This is a genomic window from Ochrobactrum sp. P6BSIII, assembly GCF_014138065.1.
Lineage (GTDB): Bacteria > Pseudomonadota > Alphaproteobacteria > Rhizobiales > Rhizobiaceae > Brucella.
Map to the genome: position 1 here is coordinate 330880 of NZ_JACGXB010000002.1, position 25034 is coordinate 355913.

Sequence of the window (25034 nt, forward strand, 5' to 3'; positions counted from 1 at the left end):
ATGACGAAGGAAACCATTCTGAGCGTTCGCGATCTGCGCGTGACCTTCGATACGCATGACGGTCCGGTTCCCGCCGTTCGCGGGATCAATCTCGACGTCAAGGCCGGTGAAACCGTGGCGATCGTCGGAGAGTCCGGCTCCGGTAAAAGCCAGACGACCATGGCGCTTATGGGTCTATTGGCCCGCAACGGCAAGGCAACGGGACAGGCGCTCTATCGCGGCCAAGACCTGATCGGCATGTCTGACAAGGCGCTGAACAATATCCGTGGCGCCAAGATCACCATGATCTTTCAGGAGCCGATGACCTCGCTCGATCCGCTCTATCGCATCGGCGACCAACTGGCCGAGCCGCTCCGCTATCACCGCGGCATGAGCAAGAAGCAGGCGCGTCCGCGTATTCTGGAACTGCTGAAACTCGTCGGCATTCCAGAGCCGGAACGCCGCATAGACAGTTACCCTTACGAGCTGTCAGGTGGTCAGCGTCAGCGTGTGATGATCGCCATGGCGCTTGCCAATGAGCCGGATATCCTGATCGCCGATGAGCCGACCACGGCGCTCGATGTCACCATTCAGGCGCAGATACTCGATCTCTTGGCCGATCTGCAACAACGTCTCGGCATGGCGGTTGTGTTCATCACCCATGATCTGGGGATTGTACGCCGTTTTGCCGACCGGGTTTATGTGATGCGCTCTGGCGAAGTGGTCGAGAGCAATGAAACGGAGACCCTTTTTACCGCGCCGCAGCATCCTTACACGCGGATGTTGCTGGATGCGGAACCAGAAGGCGAAAAGCTGCCGCCACCGGATGAAGCGCCTGTCTTGGTCCGCGCCGATAATGTGAAGGTCAACTTCCTGATCCATAAGCCATGGCTCGGTGCGGCCAACTATATGACTGCCGTAAACAATGTCTCGCTGACACTCAAGGAAGGTCAGACCATTGGCATTGTGGGAGAATCCGGTTCGGGTAAATCCACGCTGGGGCGTGCCATCCTGCGGCTTCTCGATTCCGAAGGCCGTATCGCCTATCTTGGCAAGGAGTTGCCGCGCGACCCGCAAGCCATGCGTCCCAAACGTAGGGAGCTGCAACTGGTCTTTCAGGACCCGTTTGGTTCTCTCAGCCCGCGCATGACAGTGGGGCGTATCATCACCGAGGGATTGCTGATCCACGAACCGCAGCTTTCCGCCAAGGAGCGTGACCGTCGCGCGCAGGAAGCGCTGAAAGAGGTTGGGCTGGACCCGTCCATGCGTAATCGCTACCCGCACGAGTTTTCGGGCGGGCAGCGCCAGCGCATTGCCATTGCCCGCACAATGATCCTGAAGCCGCGCGTTATCGTGCTGGATGAACCGACAAGCGCGCTCGACCGCTCCGTGCAGAAGCAGATCGTCGCGCTCTTGCGCGATCTGCAAAAAGAACACGGCCTCTCCTACCTGTTCATCAGCCACGATATGGCAGTGGTTCGCGCTGTGTCGGATTATTTGATTGTGATGCGCAACGGCAGGATCGTCGAGCAAGGCGATACCGAGCAGATATTCGATCATCCTCGCGAGGATTATACCAAAGCCTTGATGGCGGCGGCACTCAGCGAGGAGCGCTTCGGCACGGCTGGCTGACGAAATACAAACCAACATTGCAAATAATAGGAACGGGGCCTCGGCCCCGTTTTTTATTGCCATTTCTCTTCCTGTTCATCTCGGGCGAAGAGATTCTTCGCTAAAAGTACAAAATTGCGATCAATAGATTAAGAGCAAATCATAGCGATTTTACAATAATATTTAAACTGACCAATGTGTCATATTCCTAATATTATAAGATAAGTTTCGATTTTGAAGTATTAGGAATAAAAAAACTATAATTACATCTCGAATATATGCGGGGGACAATTATTAAAAATTGAGAGGGAATTATGCGACATATCGATCCAATCGTTCGATTATTATCCGCGACTATCTTTCTATTTCCATCATCATCTTTTGCGCAGCAGGCCCAGCCAACCCAGGCATTCAAGTCAGATGCGGAATATATGGCAAACTGGGGCCTGCCGATGATCAACGCAGCGCCAGCCTATCAGCGAGGGTTTACAGGCAAAGGCATTACCGTGGCGGTGCTCGACACGGGCATTGATATCTACCATCCGGAGTTTGCTGGAAAAGTGCATCCGTGGTCGAAAAACTTCGGCACGTTCATGGGTGAACGGGATGTGCGGGATATCCAGAAAAACGGCGCGATCCTTGGACATGGCAGCCATGTCAGCGGTATCATCGCCGCAGCTCGAAACGGCACCGGGATGCATGGCGTTGCCTATGATTCCCAAATCCTGGCCTTGAGGGCCATCGTGCCTGACCGACAATATGATGCGATCAACAGGGCTCTACGCTATGCGTCCAAGACGGGTGTCAAGGTTCTGAACGGGAGCTACGGCCCATACGTATTCCCTACCCCCAACAACAATCCAAACTACCAGCAATTAAGCTATCAGCCGATCCTGTATGGCGGCTATCTCAATAATGATTATGAAGCGCTGAAGGTTGCCGCCAAGGCCGATATCGTCATGGTTTTCGCGGCAGGCAATGATTACAAGGTCCAGCCAGTTTCGTCAGCGCATCCAAGCGGCAGCGCGCTGTTTCCAGCGATAACACCGCAGAACACGGCAATCGGCAAATATAAATTCGTCGATGGTCGCCGAAGCGATCTGAACTTGAACAATCCCAATACCTACCACCTGTTGGCGCCGAATGATCCTGCCGTTGCCAATCTCGATTTTTCGGATTTGAAAGGCTCCATCATTGCCGTTGTCTCGGTCGGTCCGAACAAGCAAATCGCCAGCTATAGCAATCGCTGCGGTATTGCTGCGGAATGGTGCATGGCGGCTCCGGGCGGCGATAACGGAGGCGCGGTTTACTCGACCTATCCCGGTGGAGGCTATCAATATATGCAAGGCACATCCATGGCTTCGCCGCATGTGGCGGGCGCGGCTGCGGTTGTGCGGCAAGCCTTTCCCTATATGAATGCGCGGCAGACTATCGAAACCCTGCTGACGACTGCCACCAATATCGGCCCAACCGAGATTTACGGTCAGGGATTGTTGAACCTGGGCGCTGCCATCAATGGACCGATGAAATTCCGTTATGCGGAAGGTTTCGACGTCGATACGCAGGGCTATGCATCAACATGGTCCAACCCGATTTCCGGCATTGGTGGTTTGACCAAGCGCGGCGCAGGCGAATTGCGCCTTACCGGTGACAACAGCTTTACCGGCGATTCAGCCGTCGTCGGCGGCACGCTGATTTTTGACGGCGACAATGCCACGTCTGTTCGTGTGGCCGAGGCAGGACGATTAAGTGGCGTTGGCAGCGTCAATTCCGTGACCAATGAAACCGGTGGTGTTGTGGCCCCAGGCGAGAACGGAATTGGTACATTGACCGTCAAAGGCAATTATATTGGCAAAGGCGGCACGGTCGAGATTGCCACCGGGCTCGGTGCCGATAACAACCGGACCAGCCATCTTGTTATCATGGGTGACAGTTCCGGCAGCAGCCAGCTGCGGCTCGTTTCCTATGGTCAGTCGAGTGCGCAGATTGCAGACGACACCAGGATTATCGAGGTTGCAGGCAATCCCGCAGGCACATTCGCGCTGGCAGGCGACTATACAACGGAGAATGGTGAAGCGGCGGTTGTTGGCGGTGTCTATGCCTATGAGATTACGGCGGCTGCCGACCAGCCAGCTGAAGCCCCCTCACCTGCGGAGCCTGACGCGCGCTCTTCTGCGACAACGGCGAACAGCGTGGCACTATCGGGCGATGGTGGCTTTTATCTCCGCAATACGGTTGCGGGTGGCGAGACGCGTTACAATCCCTCCATGCCTATCTATGAAGGCTATGCGCGTAACTTGCAGGCGTTGAACCAGATGCCAAGCTTGCAGCAGCGTGTGGGCAATCGATACTGGAACGATAATACGTTGCCGAGCGAGGATGTTAAGGACGGTCATGCGACGCCCGGGCAGGATGCCGCCATCGACAAGCATGGTGTCTGGGGGCGCATTGAAGGGACGCACAGCAAATTTGCGGCGGGCGGTTCCACCGCCAGCGTGACGCAGGACATTGGCGTTTTCGTGATGCAGGCCGGTATCGATGCGTTGTTTCAGGAAAGCCAATCCGGTCGCCTGATCGGCAGCTTCACGGCGCAATATGGCAAAGCCAGCAGCGATATTTCGTCTTTCAGTGGCGATGGCACCATCGATACCGATGGATGGGGATTGGGTGGCGCACTCACCTGGTATGGCAATAATGGCTATTACCTCGACGGACAGCTTCAGTTGACCTGGTATGACAGCAAACTGGTTTCCGATACGCTCGAAAAGTCGCTGGCCGATGGCAATAAGGGCTTTGGCTATGGCCTTAGCCTCGAAGGCGGACGCCGGATTGAAGTCAACGAGCATTGGTCGATCACGCCACAGGCGCAACTTATCTGGTCGTCGGTGGATTTCGACAGCTTCCATGATGTTGCGGGCGTGCCCGTCGATCTGCGCAATGGTGACAGTCTCAATGCCCGCATCGGGCTGGCGGCGGAATATCGCAATGCATGGCGCGATGGTTACAACCGGCTGACCCAGACCAATCTTTATCTCGCCGCCAATCTCTACCAGGAGTTCATGGACGATTATAAGATCAGGGCTGGCGGCGTTGATTTCAAAAGCGAAAACGACAAAACCTGGGGCGGTATCGGCGCTGGCGGAACCTATGCCTGGGCTGGTGGCAAATATGCGGTTTTTGGCGAAGGCATGGTCAAGACCAGCTTCGAGGATTTCGGCGATAATTACAGCCTCAAGGGATCGCTCGGTTTCAAGGTGAACTGGTAATCTGACGGCGTGACATTCGGAAGGCCCCGCAAGGGGCCTTCTGCGCGGTAAGGCGATTTGAAAGCAGAATTCGGGACGTTTCCATGCCGCTTTGTGCTAAAAAACCTTATGAGAGATTTGTTCGATCAGCTTGAACCTGTTGAGATTCTTGCGCCCGGTGCAGTGCTTTTGCACGGATTCGCTTTGCTGGATGAAGAAGCCATTCTGAAATCCGTGGCGGAGGTAAGTGCAGCCGCGCCATTTCGGCATATGGTGACGCCCGGCGGTTATCGCATGTCGGTCGCCATGACCAATTGTGGACAGGCAGGCTGGGTAACCGACAAAAGCGGTTATCGATACAGCCCAGAAGACCCTGAAACCGGGAAACCATGGCCTGCAATGCCGGAGGCCTTTCGCAATCTCGCCGAAAACGCTGCACAACAGGCCGGATATGCTGATTTTTCTCCCGATGCTTGCCTGATCAACCGATACGAGCCCGGAGCAAAACTCTCCTTGCATCAGGACAAGGACGAGCGTGATTTCACCAATCCGATCGTGTCCGTTTCGCTCGGGCTTCCGGCGACCTTCCAGTTTGGCGGACTGAAGCGTAACGACCCGATCACCAAATATGCATTGCATCATGGCGACGTGGTTGTCTGGGGTGGCCCGTCGCGGCTATTCCATCACGGTATATTGGCGTTGAAAGATGGCGAACACGACAAGGTTGGTCGTGTTCGCCTCAATCTAACTTTCCGAAAGGCGCTGTGAGCCTTAGAGCATTTCCAGCAAAAGTGCGTAGCGGTTTTGCGTAGGATAATGCGTCAAATAGATAGAGCGGTTCCACGATTCCGTTTTAACCGGAACTGCTCTAGTTCAAGGCCTGCTGGCGCGTTTCGACATTGATCAGAAACGCGATAACACCCGCCAGCGCAAGAAGTCCGGCAAACATGGCCACAGCCACGTTGAAGCTTTGACTGATGACGATAGCCAGAGCTGATGGCGCCAAAAGACCGCCGAGGCGCGCCATGGCACCTGCCGCTCCCATACCGCTTGCACGCAATGCCGTGGGATAAAGCTCCGGCGTGAAGGCATAAAGTGCGCCCCATGTGCCCAACAGCGCGAAGCTCATGATGAGGATCGACGCACCAACCACAGCCGAACTATCCGCAATCGTGAACAGGGCGCAGGCCGCAGCGCTGATGAACAGGAAGCTGATCAGTGTCTTGCGACGCCCCCATGTTTCAACGCCATAGGCGGCGAGTGCGTAGCCCGGCAATTGCGCCAACGCTACCACGACCAGAAAGCCGTAGCCGCGCACGAAGCCGAAACCGTCTCCCGCGAGCTTTGCCGGTATCCAGGTAAAGATGCCGTAATAGGAAACGGAAACGAGAAACCAGATTGCCAGTGTTGCGAGCGTGCGCTGACGCAGTTGTGGCGACAACAACCGTTCGTCGGTCACGAGCAGCGGTGCTTCGAGACGAGCCTTCGGCGGCAATTCGGGCTTGCCATTGCGGCGCAGCACGCGGTTCATAACCGCTTTCGCTTCATCGGCGCGACCGGATTTCAGAAGATGCATCGGCGATTCCGGCACCCAAAGGCGCAGCCAGATACCGATGAGCGCGGGCGCTGCAGTGACGACGAAAATATAGCGCCACGCGTCCTCGACACCGGCAAGACTTGCAGCCCATGCGGCAAGCGCGATGACGACAGTGCCCACTGCCCAGAAACCTTCGAGCATGACCAACCAGCGACCCCGGTTCTTCGACGGAAGGAACTCGGCCATCATGGCATAATCGACAGGTAGCGTTCCGCCGACGGCTATACCGGTCAGAAAACGCAAGACCAGCAAAACTTCGAAGCCGGGCGCGAAGGCCGACAACAGACCGAACACGGCATCGCAGGCGACCGTGACGAGCAAAACGCGGCGGCGGCCGTATCGATCTGCGAGCCTGCCGAAAACGGCAGCGCCGACCAACATGCCGAAGAAGAAAAGCGTGCCGGTCTGCAAGGCCTGCGGTACGGTCAATCCGAAAGTCTTCGCAATGGAGGCAGCCGTAAAGCCGACTGCCAGAACCTGCATGGCGTCCGCGGCCCAGACGAGGCCGAAAACGCCGAGCAGACCACGCTGGAATGCGCCCGTCCCCGCCTGATCGAGCGATTGTTCGATGGTGATCTTCATGCCGTTTTATGTCCCTCTCCGGCCGAATAAATTCCGTGCATTTACAGCGCCGCGCATATGGGCGTGTCAATCGCTGTTTTCTGAAACTGCACCGTCTTTTGTCTGCAAATAGGTCCACAAGCTTTCGGCACGCGGTGAAAGCGGAGCGTCGTGACGATATATGCGAATTTCCGTTGTCAGATCCCAGTGTGGGTCGACCGAAGCCGGAACCATATCGCCGCGGCTGATCTCCTCGCGCACCAGACTTTCCGGCAGCCAAGCCATGCCCCACCCGGCCTGAACCATGGCCTTGAGGCCGATGGACATGGTGTTTTCATGAACGACCTTGCGCGCGAAGTTTGGCCCGGACATAAATTTCTGCGCCAAAGCCGCACCGAAGAACGAAAAGTCGCCATAGCTAAGATAGGGCAGCGGTGCGCCAGTCTCGATAGCCCGATCCAGCAAGGGGCCATCGTCGGAGGGCAGCGAGACCGGGATGAGCCGCTCCGTGCCCAGAACGATGGACGGAAAGCGTTCTCGGTCGATCAGGATCGGTACCGAGGGATGCGCATAGGTCAGGAAGAAATCGACTTCGCCTTCGGTCAGTGTGGCAATATTGTCTTCAAACCCGCCGCGATCCGGCGCGAGATGCGAATGAATATTGCCGATGGCAGCGTCGATCCCCTTCAGCCATTGCGGGAAGAATGTCACGGTCAAAGTATGCAGGGCGGAAAACTTCAACGCTGGGTTCTGTCCCTGCCGGTTTGGCTGCAGACTTTTGCGCGTGGCGTAAAACTGCCTGACCGTGTCCTCGGCGACAGAGAGAAACGTCTTTCCCTCACGGGTCAGTTGGGCGGGAAAAGTAGCGCGGTTGACGAGCGTCACTCCCAACCAGACTTCAAGCTGCTTGATACGCCGCGAAAACGCCGACTGCGTAACGTGACGCGTCTCTGCGGCTCGAGAGAAGCTCGATGTCGAAGCGAGCGCGATGAAGTCTTCCAGCCATTTCAGTTCCATGGGTGATCCTAGGGGAGTAGGGGAATAAGGCAGTAAGGGAATAGGTGAAACAGGGGATAACATCGTATGTTCGCGCGCTGAACATACTGCCTTACTCCCTTATTCCCCTACTCCCATCAGCCTTATGCATTTTCTGCATAGTTATTGCAAAACATAGCATTGGCCAGTCAAATTCTTTTTTCCTACCGTCCTCTCGATCAAGAAATGCACATGCCGAGGACGTATTTTGGCCAGAGTAATTTATTTGAACGGAGCCTTCGTTGACGAAAGCGAAGCGAAGGTTTCGGTGTTCGACCGCGGCTTTTTGTTTGGCGACGGAATCTACGAAGTCAGTGCCGTGATCGATGGCCGTCTGGTCGATAATGAACTCCATCTCGCCCGGCTGGAGCGCTCGGTCAAAGAGATCGATATCGCCCTGCCCGTCTCGCTCGACGATATTCGCAAGGCGCAGATCGAGCTGATCCGCCGCAATACACTGCATGAAGGCGTGGTCTATATGCAGGTGACGCGTGGTGAGGCTGACCGCGATTTCGTCTATGCAAGCGACATCAAGCCAAATCTGGTGATGTTCACGCAGGCCAAAAATCTGGCCAACGCACCCTCTGTCTTGAATGGCGTTCGCGTCGACGTCACACCGGATACGCGCTGGGCGCGCCGGGATATCAAAACCGTCATGCTGCTGGCGCAGGTGCTGGCCAAGAAGCAGGCAAAGATCAAAGGCTTTCATGAAGTCTGGCTGGTGGAAGACGGTTTCGTCACCGAAGGCGCATCATCAACCGCCTTCATCATCTCGCACGACAATGTGCTGGTCGCACGTCCCAATTCAAACGCCATCTTGCCCGGCTGCACCCGCCGGGCGGTGCTGAAAATCGCTGAAGAGCAGAACCTCAAAATCGAGGAACGGCTGTTCACGGTGGAAGAAGCCAAGGCCGCGAAAGAGGCCTTTCTCACGAGCGCATCGAGCTTCGTGACGCCGATCATCGGCATTCAGGATCAAACCATCGGCGATGGCAAGCCGGGTCCGCATACACGCCGTTTGCAGGAAATCTACATGGATCTCGCCCGCACGGGCGCAGAAGCAGTTCTCTAACCCAAAAGAAAGCAAGAGGGGAATATGACAATAAAAAACCTTTTAAAGACAGCAGCCTATAGCGCCGTGTTCGCGAGCGTCGCCGCAGTGGCGGGCGCAGGCAGCGCATCCGCCGCAACCGAAGGCTATGGCGATTGCCCGCTGATCGGCGACAAGGGATCGGCCACGATCACCCCGGCTGTACCGGGGCAATTCACGGTCATCATCAACCTGCCTGCCCTTGGCCAGTTCAACGGTGACACGCCGGAAACAATCAAGGACGGTTATGAATTCTGCATGGCCGTCAACATCGCGCACCGCCTCGGCCTTGAAAAGGTGAAGCTGGTCAACGCTTCGTTCGACTCCATCGTGGCTGGTCAGAACAAGGATTATGACATCGCGCTAGCGCTGATCTCCGTCACCGAACCGCGCAAGAAGGTGGTGGATTTCTCCACGCCTTACATGTCTTCCGCTTATGGTGTTGCAGCCCGCGCCGACAAGCCGGTGAAGGAAGCCGAAATGAAGACAGTGAAGGTCGGCACGCAAGCCGGTACGACGCTGGTTCCGTTCGCGCAGGAAACGCTGAATGTCGCACATCTCGACGTTTTTGATGACACCGCATCGATGTTCACTGCCCTTGCTGCTGGCAAGGTCAATGCCGTGATGACCGATCTTTCGATCGTTCTCGGTCAGGTGAAAAACTCCAATGGCAAGCTGGCCGTTGTCGGTCAATATGAATCCGGCGGCCAGACCGCAGGCATTTATCCGAAGGGTTCGGAAAGCAAGAAGGTCATCGATCAGTTGATCGCCGACATGGAAAAGGATGGAACCCTGAAGAAGCTGGAAACAGCCTATCTTCTGCCATCGTGGGGCACTTCGCCATCCGACGTTCCTGTCTGGAAGCCATGATCTGACGATTTTCCGGGCTGCGGTTAGCATGGCTGCCGCAGCCCGGACTCCCGATTTTGACACCGTGGCAGCAGCATCCATAACAGGCGCGCAGCCACCTTGCCTCAGCGAGAATATTTATGTCCCAACCGGCACCGGCTGCCAGCGTCGAGCGCGCGCGGCAATGGCGCAGTCGTAACAAGGTCCGTACCCATAGCGGTCGATCCTTGTTCGCATTCGCCTTTTCGTTCATCACCCTTCTGGCCTCAATTCAGACGGTCTATAGCGTAACCAGCTATACGATCGCACAGGGCTGGCTTTCGACGCCCGTTCTCACCATCGGATGGGCGCTGCTGTTGGCTCCGCTCGCCGTTCTATGGTTTGCATGGCGCAGTGTGCAGCTTTCCAGTCAGGCCGGGAAAAGCGCTGACATCTACAAGGGTCGGGAATTGGGCGCACGCGCATCCGATGTGTCCTGGCAGGCGATCTCCTATGCCGTTGCGGTGCTGATCATCTGTGCCGGCGCATGGTTCATGATCGTCAATGACGCTGCGGTCAGCCGCACCTTCTTCGACGTCAATCTGATTGCGAAGTCGTCAGGCACGGTGCTCAAGGCCTTTGGCACCAACATCATCATCTTCTTTGTCGCCGCTATTCTGATCCTGATCTGGGCGCTGGTGATTGCGATTGCCCGCACGCTTCCGGGCAAGGCTGGCAAGCCGATCCGGCTGCTTGCGACCTTCTACAGCGATCTGTTTCGCGGCCTGCCTGCGATTATCACGATCTATCTCATCGGTTTCGGCCTGCCCTTGACCGGTCTGCCGATCCTGAAAGATCTGTCTTCCAACGCCTATGCGATCATTGCACTGACGCTGACTTATGGCGCCTATACGTCTGAGGTCTATCGTGCAGGCATCGAAAGCGTCCATCCAAGCCAGATCGCGGCAGCACGCTCGCTCGGCCTGTCCTATGCCCGCACCATGCGTTATGTCGTCGTTCCGCTGGCTGTGCGCGGCATCATTCCGCCACTGATGAATAACTGCATCAGCTTGCAGAAAGACACGGCGCTTGTGGCGATCATCGGCACCATCGACGCCTTCAACCAGTCGAAGATCATCGCCGCCAACTATTTCAACCTGTCGGCTGTCACAACGGTCGCCATCCTGTTCATCCTGATCACCATTCCGCAGGCCCGTTTTGTCGATCGTCTGATCGAACGGGATCGTCGGAAAATGCGTTCGAGCATGTGAGGAGTACGGATATGGCACTCGTTGAAATCGACAAGGCAATCAAACGCTATGGGTCGCTGGAGGTTCTGTCCGGCATCAGTCTCGACATTGAAGAACATCAGGTCGTCTGCCTGATTGGTCCTTCCGGCTGCGGCAAGTCCACGCTTCTGCGCTGCATCAATCGGCTCGAAACCATCGATGAAGGCGAAATTCGCCTGCATGGCGACCGCGTGACCGGTCCGGGCGTTGATCTCGATGTTCTGCGCCGCGAAATCGGCATTGTGTTTCAGGGATATAACCTGTTCCCACATATGACCGTGATGGAGAACGTCACGCTGGGTCCGACCAAGGTGCTGGGCATGCCTGCCAGAGAAGCGCAGGAAAAAGGCCTCGCACTTCTGGCGCGTATCGGGCTTGATCATAAGGCGAAGGAATATCCAGACCGGCTTTCCGGCGGACAGCAACAGCGCGTCGCCATCGTGCGCGCCCTGATGATGGACCCGACACTGCTGCTGCTGGATGAAATCACCTCGGCGCTTGATCCGGAACTGGTGTCGGAAGTGCTCGATATCGTGCGCGATCTGGCGACCAAAGGCATGACCATGGTGTTGGCCACCCACGAAATGGGCTTTGCACGCGAGGTTGCAGACAAGGTCTGTTTCCTGCAAAACGGCAAGGTCTATGAGGAAGGACCGCCTTCGCAAATCTTCGGCAATCCGCAGGGCGAGCGCACGCAAGCCTTTCTCAAACGTATTATCGAAGCCGGACGCCTCTGACACTCGAATCTTTTGAACACGGAACTCTGAAATGACTGCAACCGCGCGCGACTTCGGCATCATCTGTGGCATCATGCCGACCGGCAGCAAGAATGCCATTACCGATGTGCCGGGCGTGCGGGTCGGTCACCATACTCTGCGCGATGGCGACATCAACACAGGTGTAACCGCCATTCTCCCCCATGATGGCAATCTCTATCGGCGCAAGGTTCTGGCCGCCTGTGATGTCATCAACGGGTTTGGCAAAAGCACAGGCTTGGTTCAGATTGAAGAACTCGGCACGCTGGAAACACCGATCCTGCTGACGAACACTTTTGGCGTTGGCACCTGTGCCAACGCTCTCATCCGCGAGGCGATTGCGAGTAACCCTGATATTGGCCGCACAACGGCTACCGTCAATCCGGTGGTATTGGAATGCAATGACGGCCCGCTGAACGACATTCAGGCTATGGCGGTGACAGAAGATCATGCGCGTCTTGCATTGGGTGCGGCTGGCGAAGATGTTGTCCAGGGCAATGTGGGCGCTGGAACCGGCATGAGCTGTTTCGGCTTCAAGGGCGGTATCGGTACATCGTCCCGACAGTTCGAACTGGATGGCAAAACCTATCATCTCGGCATTCTGGCACTGACCAATTTCGGGCGTGCTGGCGATCTCGTCTTGCCTGACGGACGCCGCCCCTCGCCCAAGGCCGAAGCGCAGCCTGAAAAAGGTTCGGTCATTCTCGTACTTGCAACCGATGTGCCTATGGAGCACCGGCAACTGAAACGCGTCACGCGCCGTTGCGGTGCTGGTCTGGCGCGACTGGGTGCATTCTGGGGTCACGGCAGTGGCGATATCGCTGTCGGCTTTTCAACGGCAGTAACATTCGATCACGACGAACAGCGCGATTTCGTTGCAATAGCTGCCCTCAATGAGGATCGGATTGATACGCTGTTTCGCGCGGCGACTGAAGCAACACAGGAAGCTGTGCTGAATTCCATGTGCGCAGCCGAAGCCATGCGTGGTCGCGCCGCCCGCCGACGCTCTTTGGCCGATTGGCTTGTCGCAAACAACGCATAATAACAATAGCTTCCGTCATATCAGAACAGTTTGACCGAATGAAACAGGGGCACATAGTTGGTGTTGTCAAAGAGATTAAAATTTCATATTTCTAATATGTTACTTTAAAAATAATACTTAACGCCAATTATTGAGAATTGTTTTGGACCCTATTTTACCTATCCTTATTCCTGCACTCGTAACTGTGATCGGCACTCTGATTACGACTCTCCCAAGCATTATTTCCAGTATAGCCAAATTTTTTAGCTAGCAAATTTAAATATTTTGGCGTCAATTTACATTGGCGCCAATCTATAATAATTATGATTTGCATTTTTATTATTTATAATTGATTTTTTGAGGAAATATCCAAATTTTCAAAATTCGACTCTGTGCGGTTTTGTTGTTTTTTCCTTTTAGCGCTGGATGTGTTGCTGTCGGACCGGATTATCATCCTCCTCTTATCAACACGCCTCGTGCGTGGAATAGTAAAGCTGATACAGCCGCCCCACAACTTGCAGACTGGTGGAAAAACCTCGGCGATCCAATGCTGGATCGGCTGATTGCTGACGGCATTGATAGCAGTCCAGATGTTGCGACAGCAAAAGCGAAGGTGCGTCAGGCGCGCGCGAACTTTGCATCCATAGATGGCGTTTTTTATCCGCGTATCGATGGAAATGGTGGTTTCAAGCGTACTGGCGGCAATTCAAATAATACAGGCAGCAGCTCGAATTTCGAATTATCTCCTGCATGGGAGCTTGACCTTTTCGGTGCAAACAGGCGCGGTGCGGAGGCTGCTTATTACGCGACAGAATCCGCCCATGAGCAATTGCGGGCAGCACTCGTCAGCTTGATTGGTGAGATCGCAACCAGCTACGTGCAATTGCGTGGCATACAGGCCCAGATCGCCATCGCAGAACGCAACGTGGCTTCGCAACGCCGAACCGTCGCATTGACCCGTACGCAGCTGGCAGCGGGAAATATATCGCAAGTCGATCTTCTCAGCGCGCAAACTCAGGTGGCAACCACGGAGGCCGGGATTCCAACGTTGCAGATCAGCTATGCTGAGAACCTGAACAAACTGTCTACCCTCACCGGGCGCTCATCAATAGCGCTAGCCGCTATACTTGATAAGCCCCGCTCTCTGCCCTCCGCGCCCCGCAAGATATCGGCCGGATTGCCCGCACACATCTTGTTGAGCCGCCCCGATATACGGGCAGCTGAACGGGACTATGCGAAGGCGACAGCAGTGATAGGTCAAAAACAGGCCGCGCTTTATCCGAGTATTTCCCTCACTGGTAGCATTCATACAGAGGGCGCAAATTTCGGCGATCTTGCCAAGCTGTCCACCATAGGCTGGTCGTTTGGTCCAAGCCTCAAGATTCCTGTTTTCTATGGCGGCAGGCTCCTTGCAGATGTCGATGCTGCGCGGGCCGAGCGTGATGTGGCGTTCATCAACTACCGAAGCAAGGTTCTCACAGGCTTGAGCGAAGTCGAAAACGCAAGTGTTGCATTCAACCAAAATCGCCTGCGCATTGCACAACTACAAAAGATTGTCAGCAATAGTCGCCAGATCAACGAGCTGACGCTTGAGCAGTTCAAATCAGGATCGAAGAATTTCCTCGATGTTCTCACCGCGCAACGTGAGCTGATGAATCAGGAAAACACCCTCGCGCAGGCGCGTACAGACATCATCGTGGATTACGTTTCCTTGCAAAAGGCGCTCGGTGGCGGCTGGAACGGCCGGGTCGACGTCGACACACCGGAAATCGTGGACCTCCATACCGGTCCCCACCTTGTAAAGCCCCTCCCATCGCTCTCGCCGCTCGACCGTCTCAAGAGGCAACAATGAACTCGTTGAAATCTGCACCACAGCGGCGTTTTCGCAAGCGTTGGCTGACACTTCTTGCCGTATCGGTGCTGACTGGTGGTCTGTTGCTCCAGCAATGGTCGAAGCAAGAACCGCTTCCTGAAATGACGACCGTGCAGCGCGGCGACATTGAGAGTTCCGTGCTGGCATCTGGCACGTTGCGACCTAAAAATCTGGTCGCCATCGGGGCTCAGGCCACGGGTCGAATACTTTCCCTCAAAGTGAAACCCGGCCAGCACGTCAAAGAGGGTGACGTCGTCGCGCTCATCGATGCGACCAACCAGCAGAACGAACTCGACAAGGCCGAAGCGACTCTACGCCAGAACGAAGCGACCCGAGAGCAGAACCTTGCTGATCTGGAACTGGCAAAATTGAATCTCGTTCGCAATCAGACCATGATCGGCAAAAATGCTGTTGCGCGCTCCGAATATGACAAAGCCGTTGCGGAGATGAAAAAGCAACAGGCGCAGCTTGCCAATACGGAGGCGAGCATCGCCGCATCCAAAGTTGGCGTGCGTATCGCAGAAACCAATCTGGCTTATACGCGCATTACAGCCCCTATTGATGGCACCATTCTCTCGACCGTGGCGCAGGAAGGCCAGAACGTCAACGCGCAGCAAACGGTTCCGACAATCGCCATCCTTGGTCAAGTGGACACGATGACGGTGGAAGCGGACATTTCGGAAGCCGATATTACCCAGGTTCATAGCGGCTTGCCGATCTATTTCACCATTTCCGGTCGAAATTCGAAACGTTTTGAGACGCAACTTGAGAGCATAGAGCCTGCGCCGGATTCCGTCGTCAGCGATAAGAGCTTCGGTTTTAGCAGCGGCTTATCCGCATCGAGCGGCATCACGGCGTCCGCCGTTTATTACAAAGGCAAATTCAGTATTCCGAACGCGAACGGTTTGCTTCGCACCTATATGACGGCGGAAATTCATATCGTTCTGGCAAAAGTCAAAAACGTGTTGCTCGCGCCGGTTTCGGCGCTGAAATTACAAGGCGATACTGACCCGGACGCTCCGGGAGTGGCAACCGTCCGCGTGCTGACCGGGCATGGAACGCTGGAAGAGCGCACAGTGGAAAGGGGTATTACGGACAAGATCAATACCGAAATTCGCTCGGGCTTGCAGGAGGGAGACAAGATCGTCACCGACAATCAAGACACTAAAGAGACGGATACCGGTGATTGATATGAGCGATATGCCGCTGATCCTGTTGAAAAATGTTTCGCGTCACTATCCGTCGGGTGATGGTTTCACCACAGTGCTACGCAATGTTGATCTCACCATTGAGCGCGGTGAGATGGTGGCGATTGTCGGCGCCTCCGGTTCCGGAAAATCCACGCTGATGAATATTCTCGGTTGCCTGGACCGCCCCTCGGAAGGGCAATATCTGATTTCCGGGCGCGCGACTGCGGAACTCACACCAGACGAACTGGCACAGCTTCGACGCGAGCATTTTGGCTTCATCTTCCAGCGTTACCATCTGATGAACGAGCTGGACGCTGTCGGCAATGTGGAAATACCCGCCATCTATGCAGGACAAGCGCACGACGAACGGCGCGAGAGCGCCCATGGAATCCTGTACCGTCTCGGCATGGGCGACCGCACCCATCATCGCCCAAACCAGCTTTCGGGAGGCCAGCAACAGCGTGTTTCGATAGCGCGCGCACTCATCAACGATGCCGATGTTATTCTTGCAGACGAACCGACCGGTGCACTCGACAGCCACAGCGGTGAGGAAGTGCTCGGAATTCTTCAGGAACCGAACCGCGAAGGCCGTACAATCATCATTGTCACGCATGATCGCGCCGTCGCTGCGCGGGCGAACCGCATCATCGAGATACGGGACGGAGAAATCATTGCCGACGCCTCTCGTGAGGACGGCTATAGCGTTGCGAGGAGCCACTCCCCAATGGCATCCTCCATGCAGAAACTTAAATCATTCAGCGGCATACGTGATCGCTTTAAAGAAGCTTTCGCGATGGCGCTGCGTTCCATGAATGCGCATCGCATGCGCACATTCCTCACAATGTTGGGAATCATCATTGGTACGGCGTCCGTCGTCTGCGTGACCGCGCTTGGCCAAGGCTCACAGCAGCGCATTCTCGAGCAGATCAGCAGCCTTGGCACAAACACGCTCTATATCGGACCGGGCAGCGGATATGGCGATCTGAAGGCCGCGCTTGTCACCACACTGAGCGTCGACGATTCAAACGAACTCGCCAAGCTTCCCTATGTCGTCGCTGCAACGCCCGAAAGCACTACAGCTGGAACGGTTCGTGTCGGAAACAAGGAAGTCAGCATCACGGTCAACGGTGTCAGTGAGCAATATTTCGCGACGCGGAAAAGCAAACTGATCGAAGGACGCTACTTCGACAAAAAAGGTCTCGATAATCTCGCCCAAGATGCCGTGATTGATACGAATGCCCAGAAGGGGCTTTTCCCGAACGAACAGGGATCCGTTGTCGGCAAGATCTTGTTCCTGAAACAGATCCCCGTGCGCATCGTCGGTGTAACCAAGGCCGACGACCAGGGCATGGCAGGCTCCAGCCGGCTGGAACTGTTCCTGCCCTATACAACGGTTCAGACACGCATGACCGGTACGCGTACACTGCAATCGATCGCCGTCCGCATTCGGGATACGATGGACCCGGCAGTAGCGGAAGAAATGGTGAAGGCTTTTCTGACAAGGCGTCATGGCAAAGAGGATTTCTTTATCTTCAACAGCGACACGCTGCAAAAAACCATTCAGGCGACAACTGCGATGCTAGCCCTGCTCGTCGCAAGCATTGCAGGAATATCGCTGTTCGTCGGGGGAATCGGCGTGATGAACATCATGCTGGTCGCAGTCTCGGAGAGAATCAACGAGATCGGTGTGCGCATGGCCGTCGGGGCGCGACAGAGCGATATCCTGCAACAATTCCTCATCGAATCCATACTCGTCTGTCTGATCGGCGGCGTATTGGGTGTGCTTATCGCGGGTGGATTCGGCCTGCTGTTTGCGCAATTCAGCACGAAAATACAGCTCATCTACTCGCCAATATCCATTGTGGTAGCGCTGCTTTGCTCAAGCCTTATCGGCATCGGCTTCGGTTTTATGCCCGCCCGCAACGCCTCCCGACTCGATCCTGTGGTAGCGTTAGCCCGTGACTGACCTGTCTCGTTGTTTCGGATTCACGGTCAGCACTCTTTAAGGGAAGAATAAAATTTAACAACCATTGCGCGCCATATAAATCCTAATAAACTAGATCATTATTTATATATAAGCATCTGAATCTATATAATTATATTTTTCTTCTTGCGTGACCGCACAGAGCGCAATCCGGTGAACTGCGGAGCGACACCTGTCAGAATTTTCTGGCCGACGGCGAATTTATGAAGGAGGTTGTTAACCTTCATTTTTTATTACTTGGGCTCATTCAGGCGACAGTATCTATGGTTCAGGTATCATGCGTAATTTGAGAGAAAATTTCCCCCATTCGAACGGAAATCGTACAGAGAACGCTTCGGACCCAAAGCCCCAGCGCAGCCCGTCGGATGCGCATAATCCGACAGATGACGGTGCCTGGAAAATTCATTTTTCCTTGGGCGAGAATGTCCGTTTCACCCGCACGCCGGAAGTGGAGCTGATGCGCCGTCGCGGCGAAGATTTGCCGGACGTCAATGCGCCCCGTTCGCAAGTTCAGCCCGTCACAGAAGCGCCGGAAGCTATCGTGGAGAAGGTGGCTGAAGCCCAGCCGATGGCCGTCGCCGCACTGCAGCAGAGCGTTTCGCTCGGTATGGTGCAGCCGCCCGTGGTTCCTGTGCCGCCCGCTCTGCCGGTCATGCCTGCTGCAGTAGCCGCACCTGCGGTTTATGTTGCGCCAGAGCCTGTGGTCGTCCAGACAGTTGTTGCGCCGGTGGCAGAGGTTACGACTTCTGCGTTCGCCTATATTTCCGACTTTGCCTTCTGGGAAGGTTGCGATGTTGAGGCAAGTCTTGCGCCGACGGTGCCGGTTATTGCCGCTGCGCCTGCCGCTCCACAAAAACCTGCACCGACCGTTGAATCCATTCTGGCGCAGTTCCGCATTCGTGAATGGAACAGCCAGCCGGAAGAAGCACCAGTTGCAGCCGTAGCACCGCAGCCCGTGGCAGAAGTCCCGGCTCCTCAGCCCGTTGCGACACCAGAGCCTGTCGCTGCGGCGCCCGTTGCTCCAGTCATTGCTCTCGTGGCAAAGGCAAAGGCCATCGCTCCGAAGAAGGTAGAAGCTGCGCCTCAGATTGCTGAGGTTGCAGAAGTTTCGGGTGAAGCGACTGAAGACGATGTCGTACTTGCAGTTGTGGAAGCCGAAGAGCACAGCGTCGAAGAAATCGAAGTGCCTGCCCCTGTCGTTGCCGCGCCTGCTCCGGCAAAGGCTGCGCCGTCGATTGCTCTTTATCAGCCTCAGCCCCTCCCCCGTGCTGAAGCGCCGGTCATACATGGCGAATATGAATTCCCGCCACGTGATCTATTGCAGATGCCGCCTGCGCTTGACGGCAATGTCATTACGCAGGAAATGCTGGAACGCAGCGCAGGCCTGCTGGAAAGTGTGTTGGAAGATTTTGGCGTGCGCGGCGAAATCATCCATGTGCGCCCCGGTCCGGTCGTCACGCTCTATGAGTTCGAGCCTGCTCCAGGTGTGAAGTCCTCGCGCGTCATCGGTCTTGCTGACGATATCGCCCGCTCCATGTCGGCGCTCTCTGCTCGCGTTGCCGTCGTGCCCGGTCGCAATGTCATCGGTATAGAACTGCCGAATGCCAATCGTGAGACGGTCTATCTGCGTGAGATGATCGACTCCCGCACCTTCGAAGCATCGAATTATCGCCTGCCGCTTTGCCTCGGCAAAGGCATCGGTGGCGAGCCGATCATTGCTGAACTGGCCAAGATGCCTCACCTGCTCGTGGCTGGCACCACAGGTTCGGGCAAGTCGGTTGCGATCAACACCATGATCCTGTCGCTACTCTATCGGTTCAAGCCGGAAGAATGCCGTCTGATCATGGTCGACCCGAAGATGCTGGAACTGTCGATCTATGATGGTATTCCGCACCTGCTTACTCCGGTCGTGACCGACCCGAAAAAGGCTGTCGTTGCCTTGAAGTGGGCTGTGCGCGAGATGGAAGAGCGCTATCGCAAGATGGCCCGCCTCGGCGTGCGCAATATCGAAGGTTTCAATGCCCGTGCGGCTTCCGCCAAGGGCAAGGGCGAAACCGTCATGTGCACCGTGCAGGCAGGTTTCGACAAGGAAACTGGCGAGCCCACCTATATTCAGGAAGAACTCGACCTGACGCCTATGCCTTACATCGTGGTCATCATCGACGAGATGGCCGACCTGATGATGGTTGCAGGCAAGGATATCGAAGGCGCTGTGCAGCGCCTGGCGCAGATGGCACGCGCTGCTGGTATTCACCTGATCATGGCAACCCAGCGTCCAAGCGTCGATGTCATCACCGGCACGATCAAGGCGAACTTCCCGACCCGCATTTCCTTCCAGGTCACGTCGAAAATCGACAGCCGCACCATTCTTGGTGAAATGGGCGCCGAACAGCTTCTCGGCCAGGGCGACATGCTGCATATGGCCGGTGGCGGTCGCATCGTCCGCGTCCACGGACCATTCGTTTCGGACGAGGAAGTTGAACAGGTCGTCAATCATCTGAAGGAACAGGGCCGCCCGGATTATCTGGCAACCGTGACCGAAGATGAGGAAGCCGAAGAAGAAACCGCAGATGCCGCCGTCTTCGACGCGACGTCTATGGGGTCTGAAGATGGTGACGACGTCTACGATCAGGCGGTCAAGGTGGTGCTGCGCGACAAGAAGTGCTCCACCTCCTACATCCAGCGCCGTCTCGGCATCGGCTACAACCGCGCAGCCTCGCTCGTCGAGCGCATGGAAAAGGAAGGGCTAGTCGGTCCGGCAAACCATGTCGGCAAGCGTGAAATCCTGACCGGGAATCGCGACTGATTTAATCGATATAACTACTTAAAAGGCCGGTTTTCGAAAGCAAATCGGCCTTTTTGCAACCAATCTCAAGCAGTTGAGTGCTGTTGCAAGAATGTCCTTGTCAATATGTTAATTATGATTAATACTTTGGATATTCGTACATTCTTGATGACCGGCCGGGGTAGCCCCGGATGCTACTCTGTGCCCAAAAAAACAGGGAGAATGGTTGATGAAGAGCATTATCATCGGGCCTACCGACAAGGATCGTACAGTCACGCAGCAGATACTGCATCGCATTCATGAGCAAATGCCGAAGCCCTCGGAAGACAAGACACAGGTTTGCAATGTTTTACGCCGTTCGAAGGGCGGCTATTCGCATCGTCGGCACAAGATTCACAAGCTTGCCTGATTTTGCATCATGAATTGAATATTATGTCGGTTTGCTATCAGCGCCACTCGCCATTCCCGGCCTGCTGGCGCTGTTATTTTATCCAGCCCAAACTTTCTAAATCCACATGACTGGTTTATGAGAGAGCATTGCTCTAGTGGTCTGCTTCCAACATTTGCATCCCGCGGTTCAAGCGCTGAACAAATGTTGTAATCATAAAGACCACTAGCAAGTATATGTATCTAGTGGATTTTTCGAATTTGACGTTTGAAACAGCATATATGTCAGTCGGGATTCAAACGTCAAATTCAATCCACTAACATCAATAAATTCAGGAATGTGCGATGACCACCGAAGCCGATGGAAACGATCAGAAGAAAAAGTCCGGTTTCTTTCTCGGTTTCATGGCGGTACTGGCCAGCCTGTTTTTCGCGCTGTTTGTCGGCCTTGGCATCTGGCAGATTGAGCGCCTGCAATGGAAGCTCGACCTGATCGCTCGCGTGGATGCTCGCGTCCATGCTGAACCCGTGGCAGCACCCGGCAAGGACGACTGGGCCAATATCAATCAGAAGGACGATGAATATCGTCATGTCACCATCACCGGCACCTATCTGAACGATAAGGAAGTGCTGGTGCATGCGCTGACAGAGCGTGGAGCCGGCTATTGGGTACTGACGCCGCTGCGCACTGCGGATGGTTCGCTGACCTATATCAATCGCGGTTTTGTGCCGAGCGACAAGCGCGATCTATCAGCCCGCCCTGAAACACAGATCGCTGGCGAAACAACGGTGACTGGTCTTCTGCGTATGCCGGAGCCAGATGGTTTTTTCCTGCGGCCCAACGACCCGGCAAAAAATAGCTGGAACTCTCGTGATGTCGCAGCTTTCGCAGCGAAGGAGAACCTCGGCACTGTCGCCCCCTATTTCATCGATGCGGATGCCAAGTCCAATCCCGGCAATCAACCGGTTGGCGGGCTGACGGTCGTATCCTTCCGCAACAGCCACCTGTCCTATGCAATCACCTGGTTTGCGCTCGCAGCCATGGTTGCCGGGGCTGCGGTGTTCGTCTGGCGTTACGAGCGCAAATCCAAATCTTAAGCATGCAAGGCGTGGCCAAGCGCCTTCATGCTTGCCTCGGCAAAGCCCTCGCCCAAGGTCGGATGTGCATGGATTGTCCCTGCAATGTCCTCGAGACGTGCGCCCATTTCAACGGCTTGCGCAAAGGCTGATGACAGCTCGGAAATACCAACACCAACCGCCTGAATGCCCAGAATGACATGATTGTCCGCGCGGGCCACCACACGAATAAAGCCGTCTTCCCGTTCAACCGTCATGGCACGGCCATTGGCCTGAAATGGGAAAATGCCAATCTGCGTGTTGTGACCTGCCTTGCGTGCCTCATCGGGCAGCAGGCCCACGGTCACGATTTCCGGATCGGTGAAGCAGACCGCCGGAATGCAGCGCTTGTCCCAGGCCTGCTTGCCGCCTGCGATGATCTCGGCAACCATCTCACCCTGCGCCATGGCGCGATGCGCCAGCATCGGTTCTCCCGTGACATCGCCGATTGCATAGACACCACGCATTGATGTGCGGCAGCGATCATCGATGCGGATGAAACGCCCATCCATATCGAGCCGGATTTCACTCAAGCCCCAACCATCGGTCTGCGGTTTGCGTCCGACCGTCACCAGCACCTTGTCAGCTTCGATGCGCTTGGTGGCGCCGTCAACCGCCAGCACTTCCAGTGCCTTTCCGTCTCCGGTCAGACCCTTGGCCGATGTGCCGGTCAACACCTCCACGCCAAGCGCCTTCAGGCGTGCCATGACAGGCCGCGTTAGCTCCGCATCATATTGCGGCAGGATACGGTCGGTCGCCTCGACGACAGTGACTTTGGAACCGAGCTTCGCATAGGCCGTGCCGATTTCGAGCCCGATATAACCACCGCCCACCACAGCCAGTTTTTCCGGTATGGCACCCAGTGACAGGGCTTCCGTGGACGAAATGATATTGCCACCGAAGGGCAGCGCCTCGATTTCAACCGGCACGGAGCCGGTGGCGATAACTATATTTTCCGCATGAATGGTCTGGCGGCCTGTATCTGTATCGACCAGCACCGTCTTGCCGTCCATGAACCGCGCCTGCCCTTGAAACATGCGCACACGCGACCGTTTCAACAGCCCGGCCACACCACTATTCAGTCGATTGACGATACCGTCTTTCCATTCAAGTGTTTTGACAAAGTCTATGGCTGGATTTTGCGCGGTAATGCCAAGCGCGCCCTTGGTGGCAAAGGCGGTCAGACGATGGAATTCATCTGCGGCGTGGATCAGCGCCTTGGACGGAATGCAACCGACATTGAGGCAGGTGCCACCGAGACGCTTACGCTCCACGAGCACGGTATCAATGCCGAGCTGTCCCGCCCGAATGCCGCAGACATAGCCGCCGGGACCACCACCGATGATCAGAAGTTTGCAGTTAATCTCACTCATAAGTTCAGCCTTCCACAAAGATCATCGCAGGCGTTTCGATGAGGCTTTTCAGCTTCTGCACAAAGACAGCCGCGTCCCAACCGTCGATCACCCGATGATCGAAGCTGCATGAAAGGTTCATCATCTTGCGTGGCACGAACTGGGTTCCGTCCCACATCGGGCGCACGGCAATCTTGTTGATGCCGACAATCGCGACTTCCGGCCGATTGATAATCGGTGTCGTGGCAATTGCGCCAAGCGGTCCAAGCGACGTGATGGTGATGGTGGAACCGCTCAGCTCTTCCCGCTTTGCCGTTCCATTGCGGGCGGCATCGGTCACACGCGACAACTCGGAAGCCGCCGCAAAGACGGTCATGCTTTCGGCGTGACGCACCACGGGGACGATCAAGCCATTCGATGTCTGCGTGGCAATGCCCACATGCACACCGCCGAATTGACGGATGATATCGGCTTCATCGTCGAAATGGGCATTCAGGCCCGGCTGTTCTTTCACTGCCTTGACGATGGCGCGAATAACGAATGGCAGCAGCGTCAGGCGCGGACGCCCTTCCTTCTTCTCATTGTTGAGGCCGCTGCGCAGCTCTTCAAGCTGCGTGACGTCGACTTCCTCAACAATGGTGATATGCGGAATATGGCGTTTTGTTTCCGCCATGCGCTCGGCAATCTTGCGCCGAAGTCCTATCACCTTGATCTCGTTGATAGATGTATCGGCAGCATAGCCGGACAGAGCCGTTGCAGCACCGCTTTCGGTCTCGAAGAACGCGTCCAGATCTTCATGTGTGATGCGCCCGGCAGGTCCGGTTCCGCGAACACGCCTGAGATCAACGCCCGCATCGCGCGCGCGCAGCCGAACCGACGGCGTGGCCAGAGGCTTTTCACCTTCCGCCCGCACGGGGCCAGCGCCCGCAAAAGCCCGGGTCGAAGATTCATGCTTGGGTGCTGCCGGCTTCGGTGGAACGGGCGTCTGCAACAAGACCGGCACTTCCGGTGCCTGCGGCTTTGGCGCTTCGATCGCTATCGGTGTATGCGCGGGCTCTTCAGCCTTTACTTCCTCGGCTGCGCCGGATGCGCCCTCGATTTCAAGCCGCACCAGTTCGGAACCGACGGCGATTTTTTCACCCACTTCGCCATTGATCGCGATGACTTTGCCCGCGCGCGACGACGGGATTTCCACCGTCGCCTTGTCGGTCATGACAGCGGCCAGAAGATCATCCTCGCGAATGATATCGCCAACCTTCACATGCCATTCGACTAGCTCGGCCTCGGCAACGCCTTCGCCAACATCGGGGAGTTTGATTGTAAAATGAGCCATGTT

Annotated in this window: 18 protein-coding genes; 14 read left to right on the top strand and 4 right to left on the bottom strand. The window is 55.7% G+C overall.

Annotated features, from left to right (window positions below):
* The 3 genes from FHW00_RS03925 to alkB all read left to right on the top strand — a co-directional run bounded on the left by FHW00_RS03925 (position 1) and on the right by alkB (position 5603).
* Positions 1-1611 carry an ABC transporter ATP-binding protein gene (locus tag FHW00_RS03925; RefSeq protein ID WP_078336982.1) on the top strand — a complete coding sequence of 537 codons (1611 nt, stop codon included), beginning with the start codon at positions 1-3 and terminating at the stop codon, positions 1609-1611.
* 410 nt (positions 1612-2021) lie between these two features.
* Positions 2022-4856 (top strand): autotransporter outer membrane beta-barrel domain-containing protein, encoded by a 2835-nt coding sequence (locus tag FHW00_RS03930; RefSeq protein ID WP_176168280.1) that lies wholly within the window; start codon positions 2022-2024, stop codon positions 4854-4856.
* A gap of 108 nt (positions 4857-4964) precedes the next feature.
* Positions 4965-5603 (top strand): DNA oxidative demethylase AlkB, encoded by a 639-nt coding sequence (gene alkB / locus FHW00_RS03935; RefSeq protein WP_078336984.1) that lies wholly within the window; start codon positions 4965-4967, stop codon positions 5601-5603.
* A gap of 100 nt (positions 5604-5703) precedes the next feature.
* On the opposite strand, the gene FHW00_RS03940 is transcribed toward alkB, so the two are convergent.
* Together FHW00_RS03940 and FHW00_RS03945 are read right to left on the bottom strand one after the other, a co-directional pair.
* A complete protein-coding gene (locus FHW00_RS03940) occupies positions 5704-7014 on the bottom strand; it encodes an MFS transporter (protein WP_078336985.1) in 1311 nt (436 codons plus the stop codon).
* 66 nt (positions 7015-7080) lie between these two features.
* Entirely contained in the window at positions 7081-8010 is a 930-nt protein-coding gene (locus FHW00_RS03945; RefSeq protein WP_078336986.1) for a LysR family transcriptional regulator, read from the bottom strand.
* A gap of 226 nt (positions 8011-8236) precedes the next feature.
* On the opposite strand from FHW00_RS03945, the gene FHW00_RS03950 reads away from it, so the two are divergent.
* The 11 genes from FHW00_RS03950 (at position 8237) to FHW00_RS04000 (ending at position 22328) form a co-directional block, all read left to right on the top strand.
* Positions 8237-9100: a D-amino-acid transaminase gene (locus FHW00_RS03950; protein WP_078336987.1), complete on the top strand. Its 864-nt coding sequence runs from the start codon at positions 8237-8239 to the stop codon at positions 9098-9100.
* A gap of 24 nt (positions 9101-9124) precedes the next feature.
* The gene (locus FHW00_RS03955; protein WP_078336988.1) at positions 9125-9988 is read left to right on the top strand and encodes an ABC transporter substrate-binding protein; all 864 of its coding nucleotides are present in this window, start codon (positions 9125-9127) and stop codon (positions 9986-9988) included.
* A gap of 119 nt (positions 9989-10107) precedes the next feature.
* The gene (locus FHW00_RS03960; RefSeq protein WP_078336989.1) at positions 10108-11217 is read left to right on the top strand and encodes an amino acid ABC transporter permease; all 1110 of its coding nucleotides are present in this window, start codon (positions 10108-10110) and stop codon (positions 11215-11217) included.
* Positions 11218-11228: 11 nt separating this feature from the next.
* Positions 11229-11972: an amino acid ABC transporter ATP-binding protein gene (locus FHW00_RS03965; RefSeq protein WP_078336990.1), complete on the top strand. Its 744-nt coding sequence runs from the start codon at positions 11229-11231 to the stop codon at positions 11970-11972.
* Between the two features lie 31 nt (positions 11973-12003).
* Positions 12004-13032, top strand: coding sequence for a DmpA family aminopeptidase (locus tag FHW00_RS03970; RefSeq protein WP_078336991.1), 1029 nt, complete (start codon positions 12004-12006; stop codon positions 13030-13032).
* Between the two features lie 382 nt (positions 13033-13414).
* Complete coding sequence (locus FHW00_RS03975; protein WP_078337083.1) at positions 13415-14863, top strand: efflux transporter outer membrane subunit; 1449 nt, start codon at positions 13415-13417, stop codon at positions 14861-14863.
* A gap of 83 nt (positions 14864-14946) precedes the next feature.
* Positions 14947-16074, top strand: coding sequence for an efflux RND transporter periplasmic adaptor subunit (locus FHW00_RS03980; RefSeq protein WP_445557853.1), 1128 nt, complete (start codon positions 14947-14949; stop codon positions 16072-16074).
* 1 nt (position 16075) lies between these two features.
* Positions 16076-18040 carry a MacB family efflux pump subunit gene (locus tag FHW00_RS03985; protein WP_078336992.1) on the top strand — a complete coding sequence of 655 codons (1965 nt, stop codon included), beginning with the start codon at positions 16076-16078 and terminating at the stop codon, positions 18038-18040.
* Between the two features lie 586 nt (positions 18041-18626).
* Positions 18627-20864, top strand: coding sequence for a DNA translocase FtsK (locus tag FHW00_RS03990; protein WP_445557861.1), 2238 nt, complete (start codon positions 18627-18629; stop codon positions 20862-20864).
* 208 nt (positions 20865-21072) lie between these two features.
* The gene (locus FHW00_RS03995; protein ID WP_078336994.1) at positions 21073-21252 is read left to right on the top strand and encodes a hypothetical protein; all 180 of its coding nucleotides are present in this window, start codon (positions 21073-21075) and stop codon (positions 21250-21252) included.
* 323 nt (positions 21253-21575) lie between these two features.
* Positions 21576-22328, top strand: a complete 753-nt coding sequence (locus FHW00_RS04000; protein WP_445557854.1) for an SURF1 family protein — start codon at positions 21576-21578, stop codon at positions 22326-22328.
* Here the strand turns inward: FHW00_RS04000 and lpdA are convergent.
* The gene (gene lpdA, locus FHW00_RS04005) at positions 22325-23719 is read right to left on the bottom strand and encodes a dihydrolipoyl dehydrogenase (protein WP_078336995.1); all 1395 of its coding nucleotides are present in this window, start codon (positions 23717-23719) and stop codon (positions 22325-22327) included. The two genes, FHW00_RS04000 and lpdA, sit on opposite strands and share 4 nt — an antisense overlap.
* A 4-nt stretch (positions 23720-23723) precedes the next feature.
* Complete coding sequence (locus tag FHW00_RS04010) at positions 23724-25031, bottom strand: dihydrolipoamide acetyltransferase family protein (RefSeq protein WP_078336996.1); 1308 nt, start codon at positions 25029-25031, stop codon at positions 23724-23726.
* Positions 25032-25034: the final 3 nt, after the last annotated feature.